The following is a 20,683-nucleotide window of genomic DNA, read 5'->3' on the forward strand; positions in this document are numbered from 1 at the left end:
GCCTTGCGCGCCCGGCCGCAAGCTGACCTGATGCCGTCAAAAGGAAGGGCATGCATGGACAGGCAAAGGCAGGTCGCCATCGTCGGCGCGGGGATCACCGGGCTGACCTGCGCACGGGCGCTGGTCGAGGCGGGCTGGCAGGTCCGCCTCTATGACAAGGGGCGCGGCATCGGCGGGCGGCTGGCAACGCGGCGGACCGAGACGGGACTGCGCTTTGACCATGGCGCGCAATATCTGTGCCCGAGGGACCCGGCCTTTGCGGCGCTGCTGCAGGGGCTGGCGACTGGCGGGCATGTCGCAGACTGGCCTGAAGGACCCGAGGGCGGTCGGGTCGGCCTGCCCGGCATGGCGCAGGTTGGTCGTGCCTTGGGGCAGGGCCTTGACGTGGTGCAGGGGGCAATGGTGACGGGCCTCAGGCGCGCCGGTGCCGGCTGGCAGCTGCGGGTCGATGACCGGACAGAGGCAGCCGATCTGGTTGTTCTGGCGATCCCGGCCCCGCAGGCGCGCGATCTGCTGGGGCAGGATCATCGCTTTGCCCCCGATCTTGCCGCCGTGCGGTATCAGGCGAATGTGACGGTGATGTTGGGCCTGGACCCCGTCGCGCCGCGTCCCTTTGCGACCCGCCGGTCCGAGGGCGCGCTGGCTTGGATTGCGCAGGACGGGACAAAGCCAGGGCGTCAGGGTCAGCCGCTGACCACCTGGGTCGTGCAGGCCGATCCCGACTGGAGCATGGCCCATATCGATCTGCCCTTCGCCGAGCTGGCGGATCTGGTCGCCCCGCAGCTGCTGGCGCTGCTGGGCGCCGATCCGGCGCAGCTGCAGCACAAGGCGGCGCATCGTTGGCTTTATGCGCAGGCGGACCGGCCGCTTGGGCGGCCCTTTCTGGTCGATGATATGACAGGCCTGATCGTGGGCGGAGACTGGGCGCTCGGCCCCTCGGCCGAGGATGGATGGGCCAGCGGCCGCGCCATGGCCGCCCATCTGCTGGCGTGCTGAGATGAAGCCGGAGGATCGCCGCCCCCGCGCCGTGCCCCAGGGGCGTCTGTCCCGGATGCTTCGGATCGGCGGGCTGGCCACCGGCATCGGTGGCCGTGCGTTGGCGCAGGGCGCCCGCCAGATGGCGGGGGGTCAGCGGCCGCGGGCCCAGGATCTGCTGCTGACGCCGGCCAATGCGGCGCGACTGGCGGGAGAATTGGCGCAGATGCGGGGGGCGGCGCTGAAGATGGGCCAGCTGCTGTCGATGGACGCGGGCGATTTCCTGCCTCCGGAACTGATAGCGATCTTGGCCCGGCTGCGGGCGGATGCCGACCCGATGCCGCCCAAGCAGCTGCAGCGCGTGCTGGACGCCTCCTGGGGCCGTGACTGGCTGCGCAGATTTTCGCGGTTCCAAGTGCAGCCGATCGCGGCGGCCTCCATCGGACAGGTCCATCGTGCGCGGACCAAAGATGGGCGCGACTTGGCGATCAAGGTCCAGTATCCGGGCGTGCGGGCCAGCATCGACAGCGACATCGCGAACCTCGGCCTGCTGCTCAAGATCCCGGGCGTGATGCCGCCCGGCATCGATCTGCCCGCGCTGATGAAGGAGGGGCGCAGCCAGCTGCATGCCGAGGCGGACTACCTGCGCGAGGCCGAGCAGATGCGCCGCTATGCCCTCCATCTGACCGGGCAGCCGGAATTCCTGCTGCCGGAGCCGGATGCGGAATTCACCACGCCGGATGTTTTGGCGATGACCTATATCGACAGCCGCCCCATCGAAACGCTGGCCGAGGCGCCGCAGCCGGTGCGCGACAAGGCGGCGGCAAGCCTGGCGCGGCTGGTTCTGGACGAGTTGTTCCGCTTCAACCTGATGCAGACGGATCCCAACTTTGCCAATTATCGCTGGCAACCCGAAAGCGGGCGGATCGTGCTGCTGGATTTCGGTGCGACGCGCAGCTTTTCGTCCTCAGTCGCGCCGGATTACCTGCGCCTGCTGACGGCCGCCTTGGCGAATGACCAGGCGGATGTGCGGCAGGCCGCCATCGACATCGGCTATTTCCGGTCGGGTACAGAACAAGTTCACCAGGACATGCTGATGCAGATGATGGACCTGGCTTTTGCACCGCTGCGGGCCGGCGGTGTCTTCGATGTCGCGGCAACTGACATTCCACAGCGTGTGGCCGAGATGGCGATGCAGGTCGGGCAGATGCGCACCCGCGCCGAAATGCCCCCGCCCGAGATCCTGTTCCTGCATCGCAAGATCGGCGGGCTTTACCTGCTGCTGGCGCGTCTGCGGGCGCGGGTCGATCTGGACGACCTGCTGGACACGGCGCGTCTTCGGGATCAGCTGGACGCCCGGGGCTAGCGCAGGGAGTCCTCGTGCAGGCGATCGCCCACCAGGCGCAGGATCATCTGGTATTCCTCGGCCGCGGCCAGGCCTTGGCCCAGGTTGTCGGTGGGCACGGCGCCAGGGTCCTCCTGGCCGTCGCGCATGGTCTCCCGCTGCCCCAGCCAGTCCATCACCGGCTGGCGCGCCTCGGGGTTCAGGGCGGCGACAAGACGCGCCAGCAGGCGACGCTGCGCGTCCAGGCGGGCTTCGATCGTGGCGATGGCTTGATCGGTCATGGCAGTCCTCGTGTTGCGTGGGGAAGAACCCGCTTGGGCGGAGCAATCGGATAACGCGGCGGACGTCGTGCTGGATCCGGCGGGACATGCGCTGTGACAGTCGCCGGTCCGGCGGAACATCTGAAACGCCCGGGTGTTGGTGCGGCCTCGGGGAAAAGGATGCCGGCAGATGTGGGAATGGATCTCGGAAAACAGCGGATTGGTTCAGGCCAGCATGGCCGCGATCACGGCCGTTGTCTGGATGGTCTATCTTCATATCATCGTGTCGGGGCTGCGCCGCCAGCGGCGGACCGAAATCCTGATCCACCTGGGCGGGGCGCGCGACCTGTCGGCCCGCCTGCTGGTCAGCAACCTGGGTTTCGAGCCGATCTATGTGCTCGAGATCATGCTGACCGTCTGGACCGCCTCGGGCGAGCGGATGTCGTCAGTCGCCGACCGGACCGAAATCGCCCGCGACCAGCATGCCAGTCCGCGCGAGGCGACGCTGCAAGGGCCGCTGAAAAGCGGAGATTCCGTCGATATCGGCAGTGCGCAGAACCTGCTGGACCGAGCCCGGCACAGCAGCTTCGACGCCTTGGAACCAGATGACGTCCGCGAGGTCGAGGTGACCGTGGCAGCGGTGACCGCCGCAGACAGTCGCATTGCAGCCGCCTCGCGCAAGTTCACCATGAAGGTGCGCGAGGGCGGCGTCTGCATCTTTCCGCAGAACCTGACCGCCCGGCAGATCCGGTCAAGCTGGCGGCGCCGCCGGATCGAGGCACAGTTGAAGGCCCTCCTGTAGGGCCTCAGTCCTCGCCGAAGAGGTCGCGGGTATAGACCTTGTCGGCCACGTCGCCCAGTTCCGGCGTCAGGCGGTTCGCGACGATCAACTGGGCGCGCGCCTTGAAGTCGGCCAGGTCGCGAACAACCTCCGACCCGAAAAAGCGGGCCTCGCGCATCGCGGGTTCATAGACCAGCACCTCGATGCCCTTGGCCTTCAGCCGCTTCATGATGCCCTGGACCGCCGACTGGCGGAAGTTGTCGGATCCCGCCTTCATCACCAGCCGGTGGATGCCCACCACCTGCGCGCCTTGGGACACGATATGATTGGAGATCACGTCCTTGCGGGTGCGGTTCGCCTCGACCACGGCGGCGATCAGGTTCTGCGGCACGTTGCTGTAGTTGGCCAGCAGCTGCTTGCTGTCCTTGGGCAGGCAGTAGCCTCCGTAGCCGAACGACGGGTTGTTGTAATGCGTCCCGATCCGCGGATCGAGACCGACGCCGTCGATGATCTGGCGGCTGTCCAGCCCGTTGGTCAGGGCATAGCTGTCCAGTTCGTTGAAATAGGCCACGCGCAGCGCAAGATAGGTGTTTGCAAACAGCTTGATCGCTTCGGCTTCCGTCGCGCCCGTCAGCAGGACGTGGACGTCGGCGTCCAGCGCGGCTTCGGCCAGCAGGTCGGCAAAGGCACGGCCGCGCGGGCTGTCCTCGCCCACCACGATCCGAGACGGGTGCAGGTTGTCATGCAGCGCGCGACCCTCGCGCAGGAATTCCGGGCTGAAGATGACCTGCTGGGTGCCAAGCCGGCGCGACACGTCGCGGGTGAAGCCCACCGGCACCGTCGACTTGACTACGATCACCGCCTGCGGCGCCAGCCGGATCACGTCGCGGATCACCGCCTCGACGCTGGAGGTGTCGAAATAGTTGCTGACCGGGTCATAGTTCGTGGGGGTGGCCACGATCACGAAGTCCGCATCCTCATAGGCTGTCGCGGGGTCTGTCGTGGCGGTCAGGTCCAGCGCCTGTTCGGCCAGATGGCGTTCCATGTCGGCGTCGATGATCGGGCAACGCCGGTCGTTCAACATGGCGACCCGGCCCGCGTCCACGTCCAGCGCCCGCACGCGATTTCGGGCGGCCAGAAGAACGGCGTTCGACAGTCCAACATAGCCGATCCCGGCTACGGCGATTTTCTTACCCGACATTCCGGTGCTTTTCCTTTCCAACTCGGCCCGCACCATCTTGTGCGGCAGCAGCATCACAACCGCCGCCGCATCTTTTGGTTCACTGATGCAATGCCTTGGCCTCGGCGCGCCGCTGGTGCAGCGCGGGCTCTGTATAACCGGACGGTTGGGAAGCGCCAGTCAGGACAAGGTCACGCGCGGCCTGGAAAGCGGGGCCGTCGAAGGATGGCGCCATCGGCCGGTATCCCGGATCGCCGGCATTCTGGCGATCGACCTTGGCGGCCATGCGGCGCAGCGCATCCTCGACCTGATCGACGGTGATCACCCGGTGCTCCAGCCAGTTGGCCAGGTACTGCGCGCTGATCCGGCAGGTGGCGCGGTCCTCCATCAGCTGCACGTCGTCGATGTCGGGCACCTTGGAACAGCCGATGCCCTGATCCACCCATCGCACGACATAGCCCAGGATCCCCTGGGCGCTGTTGTCCAGCTCGCGCAGGACCTGCTCCTGCGGCATGGGCTCGCGGGCAAGCGCCGGGGTGAGCAGCAGGTCGAGATCGGGCAGGGGCTGGCCCTGCAGCTCGTCCTGACGGGCGGCGACATCGACCATGTGGTAGTGCAGCGCATGCAGCGTCGCCGCCGTGGGCGAGGGCACCCAGGCCGTCGAGGCGCCGGACTTGGGATGGCCGATCTTGACCTCCAGCATCTCGGCCAGGGCATCGGGCTTGGCCCACATGCCCTTGCCGATCTGCGCGCGCCCCCGCATGCCGGCGGCCAGACCGATCAGCACGTTGCGGTCCTCATAAGCCTTCAGCCAGTCGGCGGATTTCATCGCCTCCCGGCCCAAAAAGGCGCCGGCCTGCATCGAGGTATGGATCTCGTCGCCTGTGCGGTCCAGGAAGCCCGTGTTGATGAAAAAGATCCGGTTGCGGATCGCGTGGATGCAGGCGGCCAGGTTGGCGCTGGTCCGGCGCTCCTCATCCATCAGGCCCAGCTTGACCGTGTTCGGTGCAAGGCCCAGCACGTGCTCGACATGACTGAAGACCTCGTCGGCAAAGGCGGCCTCGTCGGGGCCATGCATCTTCGGCTTGACCACGTAGATCGCGCCGGCGCGGCTGTTGCGCGGGCCGTCGGTCTTGGCCAGGTCATGCAGCGCGCAGGCCACCGTGACCATCGCATCCATCAACCCTTCGGGCGTCGGCCGGCCGTCCTTGCGGACGACCTCCGTGGCCATCAGGTGCCCGACATTGCGGACCAGCAGCAGCGCGCGGCCGGGCAGGGTCAGGGTGCTGCCGTCTGGGCGTGTGAGGTCACGGTCGCCGGCCAGCCGGCGGGTCATGGTCTTGCCGCCCTTGTCAAAGCTTTCGGTCAGGTCGCCCTTCATCAGGCCCAGCCAGTTGCCATAGACGGCGATCTTGTCCTCGGCATCGACGGCCGCCACGCTGTCCTCGCAGTCTTGGATCGTGGACAGCGCTGCCTCCATCACCACGTCGCGCAGGCCCGAGGCCGAGGCCGCGCCGATCGGATGACCGCGGTTGATTACCAGTTCGACATGCAGGCTGTTGTGGCGCAGGACATATGCCCTGTCATCGCCCTCGGTCCGCAGGCCGACATAGGCGGCCGGTTCCGCCAGGCGCAGGGACTGGCCCTCCACCGTGGCGATCAGCCCATCGGCATCGGCGGCATAGTCGGTGACAGCGACGTGGCTGCCGCCCGTCAGCGGGAAGGTGCGGTCCAGGAACTCCGCGGCGCGGGCCACGACGGCATCACGGCGCGCCTCGTCAAATCCCCCGGCCGGCGCCGGCCCCATCACGTCCGAGCCGTACATCGCATCATATAGCGACCCCCATCGCGCATTCGCCGCATTCAGGGCAAAGCGGGCATTGCTGACCGGCACGACCAGCTGCGGGCCGGCCATGGTGGCGATCTCGGGGTCGATCTGGCCGTTCTCGACGGTAAAGGGCGCTGGTTCGGGCACCAGATAGCCGATCTGGGTCAGGAAGGCGCGATAGGCCGCCTTGTCCCAAGGCTGGTTGCCGCGACCGCGATGCCAAGCGTCGATCTGCGCCTGCAACTCGCTCCGGCGCTCCAGGAGGGCCTTGTTCCGGTCGGCAAAGGCGTCCAGCAGATCCGCATAGCCTTGCCAGAACACCGCGCTGTCCACGCCCGTGCCGGGCAGGACCTGCTCCTCGATGAATGCGGCAAATCCCGTGTCGACCTCCAGCCCATGGCGGGCGGTGATGCTGGCATCCATGCGTGTTCCTCCTGAAGCTGATGAAAGACCGGTCCCCGTGGCACCAGTTCCTTGCCTTCCCATCTAAGGCAGGGGAGTGTTTTTGCCAAGCGGCACGGAAAGTTTTTCCATTATTTTGAAAAAGCAAGGCAGGAGGTCACGAAACGAAAAAGGACGTTCATGCCTTGTCTGACCCGCCATAGCCGCACCGGCACATCTTTCGCCATGACGATGCGGCGGCTGTCACCACGCGCGTTAGAGCAGGCAAGCGAAAGACACAGTCGAGCAAAACCTGGAATCGGCTCTGCCTGAATTTCACGGGCTGCGCGGGCAAGCATTGAAAGGCCGAGGCCGATGAGAAGGGCGAGGCAAGGCGCAAACGGCATTCAAGAAGCCCGGAGCACAGATAGGCCGACAGTTGATTTTCCTTTCAGAACAACAAGCGGGTCGAGGATGAATGCACAGAGGCGGCATCCAGATGTACAGGCCGCCTATGTCGGCGGGACATGTCCGGCCGCGCTGACGCTGCCAATCCGGCCTTGCCGAAAAGCGATGAATTCCGACGTACATGTCTGAATCCGGCATCTGAATGTCGCAATCCAGCGCGGGTGTCGCGCGCGCACCATTAGGTTACCGCGAATCCCACCAGCAGGACGACCGAACCTTTCAATGACCCAGACCACGATCGCCACCGGGCTTGGCCCCCACCTGATCAACCTCTCCCGACCATCCGAGAAAGGTTGCGAAGATCTGCCGTCCCTTGTAGGCGGCAGGAAGAGGATCGGCGTTCCGCCGGCCCATGGGCAGCACCCGGTTCTCGATCAGTCCGACACGCAGCAGGCGGCAGCATAAGATGAAGAAACCTCGACTGAACTGGTCCTCCGAGCCGTGGTCCGATGACGAACCGCTGGAATGCGTCATGGTCGTCCCCGAGACGCGCGACACGGCGACCTTCATATTCCGCGCGCCGTCGGGCGCCTGGTTCGACTATCAGCCGGGCCAGTTCCTGACGCTTGACCTGCCCGTGCCGGGCGGCAATGTGCAGCGCACCTACACGATCAGCTCGTCGCCCTCGCGGCCGCTGTCGATCTCGGTGACGGTCAAGGCGCAGGCCACCTCCATCGGCACGCGCTGGATGCTGGACCACCTTCGTCCGGGCATGCGCATCAAGGCCTTCGGTCCGGGCGGGATCTTCAGCTTTCATCGCCACGTGGCGAAGAAATACCTGTTCATCTCGGCGGGGTCGGGGATCACGCCGATGATGTCCATGACGACCTGGGCTTGGGACCAGGCGCAGGACACGGACCTGGTCTTCGTGCATGCCGCGCGCAGCCCCTCGGACATCATCTTCCGCGAGCGGCTGGAACAGTTCGCAGCCCGCGTGCCTGGCGTGCAGTTGCGCTTCACCATCGAAGAGCCCGAACCCTTCAAGACCTGGCACGGGTATCAGGGGCGCCTGAACAGCCTGATGCTGGGCCTGATGGCGCCCGACTATCTGGAGCGCGAGGTCTTCTGCTGTGGCCCCGAGCCATTCATGCAGGCCGTGCGCGACATGCTGGGTTCGCTTGGCTACGACATGAACCATTATCACCAGGAAAGCTTTGGGGCGCCCGTGGCCACCGAAGCCGATGCACCGGTGATCGACGACGTGTCCCCCGAAGAGGGGGCCAGTGCCGAGGTGACCTTCAGCACCAGCGGCGTCACGTCCTCCTGCGCCGAAACCGACACCATTCTGGCGGTGGCCAAGCGGTCGGGTCTGAACATCCCGTCGGGCTGCACCTTTGGCCTGTGCGGAACCTGCCGGATCCTCAAGACCTCGGGCGACGTGCACATGGTCCATAACGGCGGCATCAGCGACGAGGATATCGCGGAAGGCTATATCCTGGCCTGCTGTTCGCACCCGATGGGCAAGGTCACGGTCGAGGTCTGACGCGACTTGTCACCAAGAGGGAATTGAAGGGGCGGGGCCGGAGGGTCCCGCCCTTGGCCGTTGCATGTCCTGGAACCAATGCAGTCGACACCATTCATCCTGCTTCGCGAAGGTGCAGGTTCCATCAAGCACCCCAGCCCTCTGATCGGGAAGCGACCGGTCAACCGCACGAACAGGTTGAGCCTTTCTGTGGTGCCAGTCGTTGCTTGCACAGGATGAACAGCAGCGGCTTTGAGTCGACTATTCGTCGAGGCGCTGCCTGGCTGCACTACCCACAGAAGTTGAAGTCGCCGTTCCGCAGAATCCGCTAAGATTTCGGGCCTGGGAGTGGCATGCTGATCATGATCCGGATCCCGCGCGACGACGTCCTCATGCAGGTGGTGTCAAGTTCGCGGTCGGTCGGCAGCAGCAAACGCGGTCAAACAACAAAGGGCGTCACCAGTTAAACTCCGCGTTTGCCGCAAAGACCGACTGAAAAACTGTGGCAAAAAACGCGCCGCTGATAAGTGAACCCGCCACAGTAAATCGCTCAGTTCGCCAGCATAAACTCTTGCCGGTAGCCCGACATTAGCATCAGCCGAATTGGCTTCACAACAGAGGATGATACTTTTGGATGGGAAGAGACCTATCCTTTTAGATAGGAGGGGCGGGTACAAGGGCCAGTCGCGTACAACTGTTGGAGGATCGCTTTTGTCTGTCTCTCAATGCGGTCTCAGATGATGTCCCAAAGCTTTGAGAAGTGCATGCCAATATACAGCCATAGATTGTATATCATTGCTCAAAAATCTACTCTTAGGCGTCCATCTTTAGAGACATCCTCCGATTTTCGCTTAAGCCGAAGGCCGGCTTACTTGATCAGGAAAGATCAGGGCCATCTTTTTAATAAAAAAAACCGTGGGCAGATTTCCAAACATATACCTAACCGATACTGTAAGATTATCTTTGGCTAACCTGGCACTTATAATATGATCGAAAATGGAATTTATATCGTAAGCGATTTGCTGCGGCTAAAAGCAATAGCATTCTGAGAGGCGATGAATTCGGTCTGGGCGAGTGGGAGGGCATTGCTTGAACGATAGCCGAAAGTTGTAGAATGCCTACTGGCAGCATGGCGCTTCCACCGAATCGAAGGGCGGATCTACAGGGGCGTGGGCTAGGCAGATGAACGGTCCGCGTCCGGAGGCCGGTGCAGCCATCAAAATCAGCCGAGATGCACGCGATGTTCAACCTGTCCCTGCACGCCGGCATCGACGGCAAATGTGCATCCATCCTGTGCAGCCGGGGCCGAAAGCCCGTCTCGGGCCGAAGTCGCGAACAGCGTTCCCAGGTCGCGACCGCCGAAAGCAGGGCACGAGATCTGGCTGGCCGGCAGACTGATCGCGCGGTCGAACCGGCCGTCACGGTCATACCGGGCCACGCGTCCCGCGCCCCATTGCGCCGACCACAGGAAGCCTTCGGCATCGATGACGGCGCCATCCGGGCTCAGCCCCTCGGGTCGCAGATCGATGAGCGCTTCCGGCTCGCCCAAGGGCCAGCCTTCGCGGTCCAGGCGCACGCGGTGGATCACCCCGACATCGGTATCGGTAAAGCAGGCATGGCCACCATCCGGGCTGAAGCAGATGGCGTTGGTGATGGTGATGCCGGGAAACAGCGGGCGCAGTTCCCCCTTCCAGAAGCGCCAGATCGTCCCGGCCTTGGGTTCCGCGTTCAGGCCCATCGTGCCGATCCAGAAGCCTCCGTACGGGTCCGCACGACCGTCGTTCGAGCGGGTCACGGGATTGTCCGCCTCCAGCGGCGCCAGCAGAGTGGTGCTGCCGTCGCGCAGGTCCATCAGCGACAGCGCCAGCGACGACGCGACCAGCACCCGGTCCGCGTCCACGATCCCCGCGGCCGAGACATGGTCCGCGAAATCCCACTGCTGCCGCGCGCCGTCCAGCGATTTCAGATACATTCTGCGGGACAGGATGTCGAACCAGATCAGTGCGTTGCGGTCGCCGTGCCACAGCACGCCTTCGCCCAGGGCGCAGGGGGTGTCGTCAAAGATCATCATGCTACCTCGTCCCACGCGGCGACCATCACCCGTGCCTTTTCCGCAACGACTGTCGCAGAGTCGCCGGGCTTGTAAAGCGCCGAGCCGATGCCAAAGCCCGCTGCGCCCGCCTTGCGCCATTCGACCATGTTTTCGGCAGAAACGCCGCCCACCGCCCAGCAATCCGTCCCGGCAGGCAGGACGGCGCGCATCGCGCGCAGACCGGTCGGTCCGATCAGCTCGCCCGGAAACAGCTTCAATCCGGATGCGCCGGCCGCCAGTGCCACGAAAGCCTCGGACGGGGTCATGACGCCCGGAAAGCTCTCCATTCCGGCAGCGCGCGTGGCCCGGATGACCTCGGCGTCGCAGTTGGGAGACAGGACCATCCGTCCCCCGGCCTGCGCCACCGCCTGCGCCTGCGAAACGGTCAGAACCGTACCCGCGCCGATCAGGCTCTGATCACCGAATTCGCGCGCCAGGATGCGGATGCTGTCCAAGGGGTCAGGGGAATTCAGCGGCACCTCGATCCGGGTGACGCCGGCATCGATCAGGGCGCCGGCGATGGCAGGGGCCTCCTCGGGCGTCAGCCCGCGCAGGATGGCGATCAGCGGTCGGGAAGCGGGGGTCATGGCAGGACTTTCAGGTCGTGGTCAGGAATTGCTGATGGGCGGCGGCAAGCCCGGCAAGGGTGGCATCCTCGTCCGACATCAGCGCCGCGGGAACGCCCTGTGCCTCCAGCGCCGCCGCATAAAGCGCCGACAGGGCAGGGGCGCCGATGATGGTCACGTCGCAGCCCAGCCACCAGGGCCGCGCCGCCGCCAGTTCCCACCCGATCAGGGTGCCCGAGAGCCGCCCCTTGGCGACGGCCGGGTCGAGCCCCGCCAGCAGGGATTCGGCACGGATCTGGAACAGCGCGCCATAGCCGCGCTCGGGGCGGGCCATCGCGTCCGAGACCGCAGCGCGGAACGCCTCGCCGTCCCCTTCCGCCTCGCCCATCGAATGGCGCAGGACGGACTGGCCCGCAATCAGGGCAAACAGCTCTCCGGTCATGAAGCTCTTGAAGTTGCAGATTTCGCCGGCCGAGATGCGGACCCACTTGGTATGCGTGCCGGGCAGGCAGGCGATGCCGTCAAAATCCGGCGACAGCGCCAGAAGGCCGGCGATCTGCGTCTCCTCGCCGCGCATCACATCGGCGGGACTGTCCTGTCGGACGCCACAGACGATGCCGACGGCGCGGCCGCCCGGCCGGCCGGGCACGGAGACGAGGCGCGGCGTCGCGGGGCAGGGCACGGCGGCATAGGGCGCCTCGATCCAGCCCTGACGCGAGCCGACCATGCCGCAGGCGACGACGGGAACGGCTGGCCAGCCTTCCGTTGCCTCCGCCAGGACCGGGGCAAATTCGTCGGGGCGCAGGCCGCCCATGCCCCGTGCCTGGACGCGCCGCTCGACGGGCTTGCGGCCGGACATGGCCCAGAGCCGCAGGTTGGTGGTGCCCCAATCGGCGGCGATCCAGTCTATGCTCACAGTTGCGTCCCTTCGATGACGGCAATGGTTTTCGGGTAGGCGGGCGGCAAGGCAACCCCCTGCGCCATCAATGCCGCGCCCTCCAGCACGACATCACCCGCACTTAACGCCGTCACGGCACTTTTGTGCCCAAGCGGATGCTGGATCATGCGCAGGCGATAGCGCGCGGCGGGATCCAGTCCCGTTAGGCGCAGCAATGGCGGCTGCAGCGCCACCGGCGCGTCGATCTGGGCCGCGAAGATGACAAGGCGGCGGCCATCGGCCGAGAGCTGCATTTCGGCCAGGGCGCCCGACGGACGATCCAGCCGCCAGATGTCGCCCGTCATCATCCAGGCCCGGTTCGCCTTCCACCAGGCGGTGACGCGGGTCAGGGTGTCCGCCTCATCCGGGGTCAGCTCACGCGGGTCCATCTCGAAGCCCATGTGCCGCTGCGCGGCGGTCCAGGCGCGCAAGGCCATGGGCAGCACCCGCCCTGAGGTGTGGCAGTCGCGCGGCCCCACATGGCTGCCCGTCACGCAGGCGGGCAGCAGCATTGCCGCATGATGCTGGATCCGCAGGCGTTCCACCGCATCATTGCTGTCGGACAGCCAGACGCGGCCGCAGCGGGTCAGGATGCCCGCATCGATCCGCCCCCCGCCGGAGGCGCAGCTTTCGAATTCGACCTTGGGATGGGCCGCGCGCAGGCGGTCCAGCAGCGCATAGACGCCGCGGGTCTGCGCCGCATCGGGAAAGGGCGTCAGGCGGTTGTGGTCCCATTTGACATAGTCGATGTCCCATGCGTCCAGAATGCCGCCGATGTAACCAAACAGGTGATCGCGCACATCGTCCCGCGACAGGTCCAGATGCAGCTGGTTGCGCCCCCGGATCTGGTCCGCCGGCCCCAGCACCCAGTCCGGGTGGTCGCGATGCAGGTCGCTGTTCTCGTTGATCATCTCGGGCTCGAACCACAGGCCGAAGCGCATGTTCAAAGCGTGCAGCCTGTCGATCAGCGGCTTGAACCCCTGGGGATGCTTGCGCGGGTCGATGGTCCAATCGCCCAGGGAGGAGGTGTCGTCGTCGCGCCGCCCGAACCAGCCGTCGTCCAGGACGAGCCGTTCCGCCCCCAGTGCCGCGGCGCGTTCGGCGATGTCGGCCAGTTCGGCGGCGTCGTGGCGGAAATAGATCGCCTCCCACCCGTTGTAATGTACCGGACGGGGCTGGCGCACGGGGGGCAGGGCATCGCGGATTGCCCGCTGGAACGGGATGGCGACGCTGTTCAGGCCCGCATCGCCCCGCGCCAGCCAGATTTCGGCCGTCTCGAAGGTGGTGCCAGGCATGCGCTCCGAGCCGGAACAATGGCCTAGCTGGATCTGGCGGCGGCCTTCGGGCAGGGTCTCGACCAGCATGCGGTGGCCGCCGGACCAGCCGTAATGCAGGGCCACGGCCTCTCCGGTGGTGTTGGTCGTGCCGGGGGTCGTCAGCCACAGATGCGGCGGATGTTCGTGCCCCGACCGGCCCGTCCGGGCGTCGCGCAGGCGGGCGCCGTGGTCCAGGGTGCTGGTCACAGGCTGGAATTCGCGTGTCCAGCGGCCCGCCAGTTCGGTCAGTTCCGACAGATGCGCGGGCAGGGGCAGGGCCAGCGCCAGATGGTGCAGCGTGATGGGCGCATCGGCCGTCATCCGCGCCCGCAGGCCGATCAGCCCATGATCCATCGCGCGGATCGCGACGTCCAGCCGCAGCCCCGGTGCAGCGTGGCGCAGGACCAGGGCGTCGCCCTCATCGGCGCCCTCCAGCCGCCAGTCAGGCTCCAGCGGCAGGCCGTCCCGGAACGCCACCAGCCCCGGCTGGCCCGGGAAGCTGCGCCGCGCCTCGGGGATCAGAGACAGGGGCGGCAGCGCGTCCAGCATGCCGCCGGTGATGCCGCCCATGCCCGCCGCCACCAGCGTGCCGAGGTCGGTCGTCGCCGGCAGGGGCGCACCCCAGTAATGGCAGCAGGCCATGCCGCCGTCGCTGCCCAGGACCATGGTCTGCGCAGGGGTGTCGATGCGCCAGAACCTCATTTCACCGCGCCCAGGGTCAGGCCCGCGATGAAGTGCCGCTGCATCAGGAAGAACATCAGGACCGGCGGCAGGGCCGCCAGGATCGAGCCCGCGCTGACCAGGTGCCAAGCCGCGATCCACTGGCCGTTCAGGCTGTTCAGACCCGCCGTCACCGGCTGCGTGCTGGCGCCGGTGGTCAGCACCATTGCCCAGAAATAGTCGTTCCAGATGAAGGTGAAGACCAGCACCGACAGCGCCGCGATGGCGGGCCGCACCAGCGGCAGCACGATATGCCAGAAGATCTGCCATTCGGTGACGCCCTCGACCCGGGCGGCCTCGATCAGTTCGCGCGGCAGGGCCTTGATGAAATTGCGCATGAACAGCGTGCAGAAGCCGGTCTGAAAGGCGATGTGGAACAGTGCCAGCCCGGTGATGGTGTTGTAGAGGCCCATGTTCACCGTCAGGTCGCGCACCGGCACCATCAGGATCTGAAAAGGCACGAAATTGCCCGCAACGAACATGAAGAACACGACCAGCGACAGGCGGAACTTGTAGACCGCCAGCGCGAACCCGGTCAGGCAGGACAGCCCCACGGCGCCGATCATCACCGGGATGGTGATGCGAAAGCTGTTCCACAGGTACTGCGCCAGGGGCGAGTTGCGGAACACGTCGGCATAGTTCTCCCACGCGAAGCGCGAGGGGATGCCGAAGTAGTTGCCCGCGGCCAGGTCGCCCGAGGGGCGGACCGAGGTCATCGCGACCCCCAGCAGCGGCAGCAGCCACAGGACCAGCATGATCGGCAACACGATCTTGTAGGCGCGCTGCGCGGCGGGGGACATCGTCTGGATGGGACGGGGGAACATGGCTCAGACCCCTTTTTCGTCGCGCCACATCTTCCAGATGAAGCCCGAGATGAAGATCATCATGATGCCGAACAGGACCACCGCGATCGCCGCGCCGTAACCCATGCGATAGCCGTATTCCGACAGCGCCTGTTCGTACATGTAATAGGACAGGACACGCGACGACCCGAACGGCCCGCCCGATGTCATGATGGAGACCAGGTCGAAACTGCGCAGCGCGCCGATGACGGTCACGACCACCGCGATGAAGGTCGCCGGACGCAGTTGCGGCAGGACCACGTGCCACAGCATCCGCCAGCCCTTGGCGCCGTCCAGGCGGGCAGCCTCGATCTGGTCGGGCGCGACCGCGTTCAGGCCGGTCAGGTAGAGGATCATGCAGTAGGCGATCTGCGGCCACAGGCCCGCCGCGATGATGCCATAGGTGACATAGCGTTCGTCGGCCAGGATCGCCACGCCCGTACCGCTGACCCATTCGATCAGCGCATAGAGGAGGCCGAAACCCGGCGCGTAGAACCAGGAAAAGATCAGCCCCACGACGACTTGGCTGATGACGAAGGGAAAGAAGAACAGCGACTTGTAGATGCGGATGCCGCGCACGGTCTGGTTCAGGAACAGTGCGATCATCAGCCCCAGGGGCACCGCCAGCAGGTACAGCGCCAGCCAGAGGATGTTGTTCTTCAGGCTGGTATAGAAGGCTTCGTCCCACCACAGCTCGTCATAATTGGCCAGGCCGATCCAGCGCTTCGGCCCCAGCCCGTCCCAATCGTGGAACGAGACCCAGACCGACTGGAAGATCGGGATCAGCACATAGACCCCGAACATCAGAAGGCCCGGCGCCAGGAACAGCCAGGGGGTCAGCCGACGCCGCGCGCGGCGGCGTGCGGGTCGGTGGGCGGCTCGGGGCGGGTGGGTGTCGGGCAGGGCGGTCATGGGCCAGCTTCCTGTTCAGGGGGTGCGGCACGGGCGGCCCATTGGGACCGCCCGCGTCACGTCATTGGGCGTAGACGCGCTGGCGCATCCGCTCCAGCCGCTCCAGGATCGCGTCGAGCCGCTCGGGCCGGACCATGAACTCCTGGAAGCCTTCCATGCCGGCCTTGGCCATCTCCGGCGGGGCGTCGCGGTCGAAGAACTGTGCGATGCCGCCTTCGGCCGTGGACAGCAGCTCGAAGCCGGCCTGCAGGAAGGGGTCGTCGCCCACGCTGCTTTCGGCGTTGATCGGCAGCTGGCCAAGCGTCGTGTTCATTTTGGTCTGCACGTCGGGCCGCGCCAGGAAGGCCAGGAACAGCTTGGCGTCGTCCGGGTTCTTGGCACCCGCCGGGATGTGGACCGTGTCGGTCGGTGCCTCCTCCGCGCGCGGGATGTCGGGGTTGATGGTGGGGAAGGGCATGAAGCCCAGGGTTTCGTCCGTCATGCCGCCGTCCTTGAACGCAGCCACGGCAAAGTTGCCCATGACATAGTTTGCGGCCTTGCCCTGGACCAGGTTCGACACCGCATCCTGCCAGTCGATCGCGGCATGATTGGCCGAGACATAGGGCAGCACCTTGGCGAATTCGGCAAAGACCGCGCGCACGCTGTCGTCGGTCCAGGGGATTTCCCCGTTCGTCAGCTGCATGTGCCAGTCATAGCCGTTGGTGCGCAACGAGAGATAGTCGAACAGCCCCGCCACCGGCCACAGCGCCTTGGACCCGGTGGTCAGGCAGTCGATCCCGGCCTCCTTGAACTTCTCGCAATTGGCGATGAACTCGTCCCAGGTCGCGGCGGGCTCGACGCCGACCTGCGCATAGACGTCCTTGTTGGTGTAGATGCCCCACTGGTAATAGGTATAGGGGATGCCCCACTGCTTGTCGTCGATAGTCATGGACGACAGCGCGGACCCCAGGCTGTCCCTCAGCCCGTTTTCCTCCCAGACATCGGACACGTCCAGGAACTGCCCGGCATCGACGAAGGGCGCCATCCGGTTGCCCGCATACCAGTTGGCAAGGTCCGGTGCATCGGCCGACAGGAAGTTGCGGATCGCGGTCTTGTAGCCCTCATGATCGAAGGTGTTCACTTGGACGTCGACCTCCGGGTACTCGGCCTCGAAATCCGCGATCAGCTGGTCGAAGGCCGCCTTGGGTGCAGGATCTGACGCGTCCGTGTTGAACACGAGGACGCGGCTCTGCGCGATGGCGGGGGCGGCGGTGGACAGCAGCAGCGCCAGCACCAGCCCCTTTTTCAGATGAACCATGGTCTCCCTCCCCTTAGGTTCCATTTATTGAAACTCAGTTTTGAATATTGAAACTATGCGGCGAATCGCCTAGCCTGTCAACATCGGGGGAGGGTGACGTGACGGTGCAGGGACGCGAGACGACAGATGGCACTGTGGGCCGCACGCTGGCCGTGCTGGACCTGGTGGCCGGCTATGGCCGCCCCGTGCGGTTCGCGGAGATTCTGCCGGCATCCGGCCTGCCCAAGGCGACCCTGTACCGCTTCCTGCAGGCGCTGACCCATCAGGACATGCTGGCCTATGATGACGACCGCCAGACTTACGCGCCCGGCATGCGGCTGGTGCGGCTGGCTCACGCGGCCTGGGCGCAATCGAGCCTCGCGCCCCTGGCGCAGGAGGTTCTGGACCGGCTGGCGACCGATCTGGGGCAGACCGTCCACCTGGCGCAGCTGGACAACGGCGCGGTCCTTTACGTGGACAAGCGCAACGCCGCGATGCCGGTCGAGATGTTCGCACAGTCGGGCAAGGTCGGTCCCGCCTATTGCACCGGGGTCGGCAAGGCGATGCTGGCTCATCTGCCCGAGGACAAGCTGGCCGCCGCCATCGCGCGTCAGTCCTTTCACGCGCATACAGCGAACACCCTGACCACGCCCGACGCCTTGCGCGCCGAGCTGGCCCGCATCCGCGAGCGTGGATACGCGCTGGACGACGAGGAGCACGAGACGGGCATCGCCTGCATCGCCGCCCCCATCCTGTCGGGCACGGGCCGGGTGCTGGGCGCGGTTTCCGTCACCGCAACGACCGCCACGACCCCGCGCGACCAGCTTCTGGCGCTGGCGGGGCCCGTGCGCAAAGCCGCGGCGCAGATCGCCGCCACCGCCGACACCTGGCGGTTCCCCGAACACAAGTCATGAGGTTGCCATGTCCGGTGTCCAACTGAGCCGCGTCACCAAGGATTTCGGCCCCGTCAGGGTCGTCCACGGCGTCGACCTGCAGGTCGATCAGGGCGAGTTCTGCGTCTTCGTCGGCCCCTCGGGCTGCGGGAAATCCACGCTGCTGCGCATGATCGCCGGCCTGGAGGAGACCAGCGCCGGTGCGATCCGCATCGAGGGGGACGATGTCACCGATGCCGAACCGGCCGACCGGGGCGTGGCAATGGTGTTCCAGACCTATGCCCTCTATCCGCACATGACGGTCGCGCAGAACATGGGCTTTGGCCTGAAGATGAACGGCCACCCCAAGGCCGACATCGCCGCCAAGGTGGCCGAAGCGGCCCGCATCCTGAAGCTGGACCCGCTGCTGGACCGCAAGCCCGCGAACCTGTCGGGCGGCCAGCGCCAGCGCGTGGCCATCGGCCGCGCCATCGTGCGCGGCCCCAAGGTGTTCCTGTTCGACGAGCCGCTGTCCAACCTGGACGCCGAGCTGCGCGTCGAGATGCGGACCGAGATCGCGCGCCTGCACCGCGAACTGGGCGCGACGATGATCTATGTGACCCATGACCAGGTCGAGGCGATGACCATGGCCGACAAGATCGTCGTCCTGCGGTCGGGCAGGATCGAGCAGGTGGGCCGGCCGATGGACCTGTATGACGACCCCGACAACCGCTTTGTCGCGGGCTTCATCGGCAGCCCGGCGATGAATTTCGTGGCGGGGCAGGTGAAGGGCGGACAGGTGGTGACGCCCGCCTTTGGCGTGCCGCTGGACCGCAGCAGCGCCGCCCTGACCGACGGCCGCGCGGTCGAGATCGGGCTGCGCCCCGACGCGCTGACCCTGACGCCCGACGGTCCATTCCGCGTGGATCTGGCGGAAAACCTGGGCGGCACCACCTTTGCGCATCTGCGCGCGCCCACGGGAGAGAAGCTGGTCGTGCAGACCACGCAGCGCCTGAACCCGGCCGGTGGCGGCAGCGTTGGGCTGACCTTTGACGCGGCGGATGCGTTCTTCTTCGACGCGGATACCGGGCAGCGCCTGAGATGAGCTTGAGGACCGGACCCTTGGGCCTTAGCGCGATTGCGCGTGCGGCAGCTCCTTTGCGCCATTGCAGCGATCGAGCCGCGAATACGCCCGGCCTTACACCCGCTTTCGCGACCCGGTGGCTTTGGCCGACAGCAGGTCTTACACAGCCGCCACTGGTCGCCGAGGCCTTCCTGACGGGCCGCCAGCATGCGGCCCCCGCCTTTGAGGACCACCCATGAAAATCACCGCCGTTGAGACATTCATCGTCCCGCCCCGCTGGTGCTTCGTGAAGATCAGTACCGACGAAGGCATCAGCGGGTGGGGCGAACCCGTGCTGGAGGGGCGCGCCGCATCCGTCGCCGCCTGCGTCGAGGAGCTGTCGGATTACATCATCGGTCGCGACCCGCGCCTGATACAGGACCATTGGACGGTGATGTATCGCGCCGGGTTCTATCGCGGCGGCGGCATCCACATGTCGGCCATCGCCGGCATCGACCAGGCGCTGTGGGACATCAAGGGCAAGGATCTGGGCGTGCCGGTCCATGCCCTGCTGGGCGGTCAGTTGCGCGACCGTATCCGCGTCTACAGCTGGATCGGGGGCGACCGGCCCGGCGACACCGCGCGGATGGCGCGCGATTGCGGGGACCGGGGCTTTACCGCCGTCAAGATGAACGGCACCGAGGAGATGCAGTTCGTCGACAGCCATGCCAAGGTCGACCAGGTGCTGGCGCGCGTGCAGGCCATCCGCGAGGAGATGGGTCCGGATTTCGGCATCGGCATCGATTTCCACGGCCGCGTGCATCGCCCGATGGCCAAGGTGCTGGCGCGTGAGCTGGAGCCCTTCCGCCTGATGTTCATCGAGGAACCGGTGCTGTCCGAACATGTGGAGGCGCTGCGCGAGATCGCCAACCATTGCTCGACCCCCATCGCCCTGGGCGAGCGCCTTTATACCCGGTGGGATTTCAAAGGGATCCTGCAGGGCGGCTATGTCGACATCATCCAGCCCGATCCCAGCCACTCCGGCGGCATCACCGAGACCTATCGCATCGCCGCCATGGCCGAGGCGCATGACGTGGCGCTTGCGCTGCACTGTCCGCTTGGCCCCATCGCGCTGGCCGCGAACCTGCAGCTGGATGCCGTCTGCTACAACGCCTTCATCCAGGAACAGTCGCTTGGGATCCATTACAACCAGGGCAGCGACCTGCTGGACTATCTGACCGACCCGTCGGTCTTTGCCTATGACGGCGGCTTCGTTGCGATCCCGCAGGAGCCGGGGCTGGGCATCGAGGTGAACGAGGATAAGGTCCGCCAGATGGCCGCCCAGGGGCACCGCTGGCGCAACCCCGTCTGGCGCCATGCCGACGGCAGCTTTGCGGAGTGGTGATC

Annotated in this window: 18 protein-coding genes; 7 read left to right on the forward strand and 11 right to left on the reverse strand. The window is 66.0% G+C overall.

Annotated features, from left to right (window positions below):
* Window positions 1-54: 54 nt before the first annotated feature.
* Both ACNR9W_RS16375 and ACNR9W_RS16380 read left to right on the forward strand, forming a co-directional pair.
* A complete protein-coding gene (locus ACNR9W_RS16375) occupies window positions 55-996 on the forward strand; it encodes an NAD(P)/FAD-dependent oxidoreductase (RefSeq protein ID WP_419269717.1) in 942 nt (313 codons plus the stop codon).
* Between the two features lies 1 nt (window position 997).
* On the forward strand, window positions 998-2,341 hold the full coding sequence (locus ACNR9W_RS16380; RefSeq protein ID WP_419269715.1) for an ABC1 kinase family protein: 1,344 nt from the start codon (window positions 998-1,000) through the stop codon (window positions 2,339-2,341).
* On the opposite strand, the gene ACNR9W_RS16385 is transcribed toward ACNR9W_RS16380, so the two are convergent.
* Complete coding sequence (locus ACNR9W_RS16385; RefSeq protein ID WP_419269713.1) at window positions 2,338-2,601, reverse strand: hypothetical protein; 264 nt, start codon at window positions 2,599-2,601, stop codon at window positions 2,338-2,340. The genes ACNR9W_RS16380 and ACNR9W_RS16385 overlap by 4 nt on opposite strands.
* 169 nt (window positions 2,602-2,770) lie before the next feature.
* Here ACNR9W_RS16385 and ACNR9W_RS16390 point away from each other — a divergent pair, with 169 nt between their 5' ends.
* Window positions 2,771-3,382: a hypothetical protein gene (locus ACNR9W_RS16390; RefSeq protein ID WP_419269712.1), complete on the forward strand. Its 612-nt coding sequence runs from the start codon at window positions 2,771-2,773 to the stop codon at window positions 3,380-3,382.
* A 4-nt stretch (window positions 3,383-3,386) separates the two neighbouring features.
* Here the strand turns inward: ACNR9W_RS16390 and ACNR9W_RS16395 are convergent, their stop codons facing one another.
* The 3 genes from ACNR9W_RS16395 to ACNR9W_RS16405 form a co-directional block, all read right to left on the reverse strand.
* Complete coding sequence (locus ACNR9W_RS16395; RefSeq protein WP_419269710.1) at window positions 3,387-4,562, reverse strand: nucleotide sugar dehydrogenase; 1,176 nt, start codon at window positions 4,560-4,562, stop codon at window positions 3,387-3,389.
* A gap of 79 nt (window positions 4,563-4,641) precedes the next feature.
* On the reverse strand, window positions 4,642-6,792 hold the full coding sequence (locus ACNR9W_RS16400; protein ID WP_419269708.1) for a malate synthase G: 2,151 nt from the start codon (window positions 6,790-6,792) through the stop codon (window positions 4,642-4,644).
* Between the two features lie 110 nt (window positions 6,793-6,902).
* Entirely contained in the window at window positions 6,903-7,157 is a 255-nt protein-coding gene (locus ACNR9W_RS16405; protein ID WP_419269706.1) for a hypothetical protein, read from the reverse strand.
* Between the two features lie 467 nt (window positions 7,158-7,624).
* On the opposite strand from ACNR9W_RS16405, the gene ACNR9W_RS16410 reads away from it, so the two are divergent.
* Window positions 7,625-8,701, forward strand: coding sequence for an FAD-binding oxidoreductase (locus tag ACNR9W_RS16410; protein WP_419269704.1), 1,077 nt, complete (start codon window positions 7,625-7,627; stop codon window positions 8,699-8,701).
* A 1,201-nt stretch (window positions 8,702-9,902) separates the two neighbouring features.
* On the opposite strand, the gene ACNR9W_RS16415 is transcribed toward ACNR9W_RS16410, so the two are convergent.
* From ACNR9W_RS16415 to ACNR9W_RS16445, 7 genes are all read right to left on the reverse strand, one after another.
* Window positions 9,903-10,751, reverse strand: a complete 849-nt coding sequence (locus ACNR9W_RS16415) for an SMP-30/gluconolactonase/LRE family protein (protein WP_458478813.1) — start codon at window positions 10,749-10,751, stop codon at window positions 9,903-9,905.
* Window positions 10,748-11,359 carry a 2-dehydro-3-deoxy-6-phosphogalactonate aldolase gene (locus ACNR9W_RS16420; RefSeq protein WP_419269700.1) on the reverse strand — a complete coding sequence of 204 codons (612 nt, stop codon included), beginning with the start codon at window positions 11,357-11,359 and terminating at the stop codon, window positions 10,748-10,750. Before ACNR9W_RS16420 ends, ACNR9W_RS16415 begins: the two co-directional genes overlap by 4 nt.
* A gap of 10 nt (window positions 11,360-11,369) precedes the next feature.
* Window positions 11,370-12,254, reverse strand: coding sequence for a 2-dehydro-3-deoxygalactonokinase (locus tag ACNR9W_RS16425; protein ID WP_419269698.1), 885 nt, complete (start codon window positions 12,252-12,254; stop codon window positions 11,370-11,372).
* Window positions 12,251-14,293, reverse strand: coding sequence for an alpha-galactosidase (locus ACNR9W_RS16430; RefSeq protein ID WP_419269697.1), 2,043 nt, complete (start codon window positions 14,291-14,293; stop codon window positions 12,251-12,253). The genes ACNR9W_RS16425 and ACNR9W_RS16430 overlap by 4 nt, the downstream gene beginning before the upstream one ends.
* The gene (locus tag ACNR9W_RS16435) at window positions 14,290-15,135 is read right to left on the reverse strand and encodes a carbohydrate ABC transporter permease (RefSeq protein WP_419269695.1); all 846 of its coding nucleotides are present in this window, start codon (window positions 15,133-15,135) and stop codon (window positions 14,290-14,292) included. Before ACNR9W_RS16435 ends, ACNR9W_RS16430 begins: the two co-directional genes overlap by 4 nt.
* 3 nt (window positions 15,136-15,138) lie before the next feature.
* Entirely contained in the window at window positions 15,139-16,065 is a 927-nt protein-coding gene (locus ACNR9W_RS16440) for a carbohydrate ABC transporter permease (RefSeq protein ID WP_419269693.1), read from the reverse strand.
* Window positions 16,066-16,126: 61 nt separating this feature from the next.
* Complete coding sequence (locus ACNR9W_RS16445) at window positions 16,127-17,362, reverse strand: ABC transporter substrate-binding protein (protein WP_419269691.1); 1,236 nt, start codon at window positions 17,360-17,362, stop codon at window positions 16,127-16,129.
* Between the two features lie 104 nt (window positions 17,363-17,466).
* Here ACNR9W_RS16445 and ACNR9W_RS16450 point away from each other — a divergent pair, with 104 nt between their 5' ends.
* From ACNR9W_RS16450 to dgoD, 3 genes are all read left to right on the forward strand, one after another.
* Window positions 17,467-18,255 (forward strand): IclR family transcriptional regulator, encoded by a 789-nt coding sequence (locus ACNR9W_RS16450; protein ID WP_419269899.1) that lies wholly within the window; start codon window positions 17,467-17,469, stop codon window positions 18,253-18,255.
* Between the two features lie 7 nt (window positions 18,256-18,262).
* Window positions 18,263-19,318, forward strand: a complete 1,056-nt coding sequence (locus tag ACNR9W_RS16455; protein WP_419269690.1) for an ABC transporter ATP-binding protein — start codon at window positions 18,263-18,265, stop codon at window positions 19,316-19,318.
* A 214-nt stretch (window positions 19,319-19,532) separates the two neighbouring features.
* Complete coding sequence (gene dgoD, locus ACNR9W_RS16460) at window positions 19,533-20,681, forward strand: galactonate dehydratase (protein ID WP_419269688.1); 1,149 nt, start codon at window positions 19,533-19,535, stop codon at window positions 20,679-20,681.
* Window positions 20,682-20,683 lie beyond the last annotated feature (2 nt).

The sequence above is a fragment of the Paracoccus sp. T5 genome (assembly GCF_048538155.2).
Classification (GTDB): Bacteria; Pseudomonadota; Alphaproteobacteria; order Rhodobacterales; family Rhodobacteraceae; genus Paracoccus.

What these genes read in the sequence shown, in the direction of transcription:
- ACNR9W_RS16375 (WP_419269717.1), top strand. Translation starts at nt 55, where the DNA reads ATGGACAGGCAAAGGCAGGTCGCCATCGTCGGCGCGGGGATCACCGGG.
- ACNR9W_RS16410 (WP_419269704.1), top strand. Translation starts at nt 7,625, where the DNA reads ATGAAGAAACCTCGACTGAACTGGTCCTCCGAGCCGTGGTCCGATGAC.
- ACNR9W_RS16435 (WP_419269695.1), bottom strand. Translation starts at nt 15,135, where the DNA reads ATGTTCCCCCGTCCCATCCAGACGATGTCCCCCGCCGCGCAGCGCGCC.
- ACNR9W_RS16420 (WP_419269700.1), bottom strand. Translation starts at nt 11,359, where the DNA reads ATGACCCCCGCTTCCCGACCGCTGATCGCCATCCTGCGCGGGCTGACG.
- ACNR9W_RS16455 (WP_419269690.1), top strand. Translation starts at nt 18,263, where the DNA reads ATGTCCGGTGTCCAACTGAGCCGCGTCACCAAGGATTTCGGCCCCGTC.
- ACNR9W_RS16445 (WP_419269691.1), bottom strand. Translation starts at nt 17,362, where the DNA reads ATGGTTCATCTGAAAAAGGGGCTGGTGCTGGCGCTGCTGCTGTCCACC.
- ACNR9W_RS16390 (WP_419269712.1), top strand. Translation starts at nt 2,771, where the DNA reads ATGTGGGAATGGATCTCGGAAAACAGCGGATTGGTTCAGGCCAGCATG.
- ACNR9W_RS16395 (WP_419269710.1), bottom strand. Translation starts at nt 4,562, where the DNA reads ATGTCGGGTAAGAAAATCGCCGTAGCCGGGATCGGCTATGTTGGACTG.
- ACNR9W_RS16415 (WP_458478813.1), bottom strand. Translation starts at nt 10,751, where the DNA reads ATGATGATCTTTGACGACACCCCCTGCGCCCTGGGCGAAGGCGTGCTG.
- ACNR9W_RS16430 (WP_419269697.1), bottom strand. Translation starts at nt 14,293, where the DNA reads ATGAGGTTCTGGCGCATCGACACCCCTGCGCAGACCATGGTCCTGGGC.
- ACNR9W_RS16385 (WP_419269713.1), bottom strand. Translation starts at nt 2,601, where the DNA reads ATGACCGATCAAGCCATCGCCACGATCGAAGCCCGCCTGGACGCGCAG.
- ACNR9W_RS16405 (WP_419269706.1), bottom strand. Translation starts at nt 7,157, where the DNA reads ATGCCGTTTGCGCCTTGCCTCGCCCTTCTCATCGGCCTCGGCCTTTCA.
- ACNR9W_RS16400 (WP_419269708.1), bottom strand. Translation starts at nt 6,792, where the DNA reads ATGGATGCCAGCATCACCGCCCGCCATGGGCTGGAGGTCGACACGGGA.
- ACNR9W_RS16380 (WP_419269715.1), top strand. Translation starts at nt 998, where the DNA reads ATGAAGCCGGAGGATCGCCGCCCCCGCGCCGTGCCCCAGGGGCGTCTG.
- ACNR9W_RS16440 (WP_419269693.1), bottom strand. Translation starts at nt 16,065, where the DNA reads ATGACCGCCCTGCCCGACACCCACCCGCCCCGAGCCGCCCACCGACCC.
- dgoD (WP_419269688.1), top strand. Translation starts at nt 19,533, where the DNA reads ATGAAAATCACCGCCGTTGAGACATTCATCGTCCCGCCCCGCTGGTGC.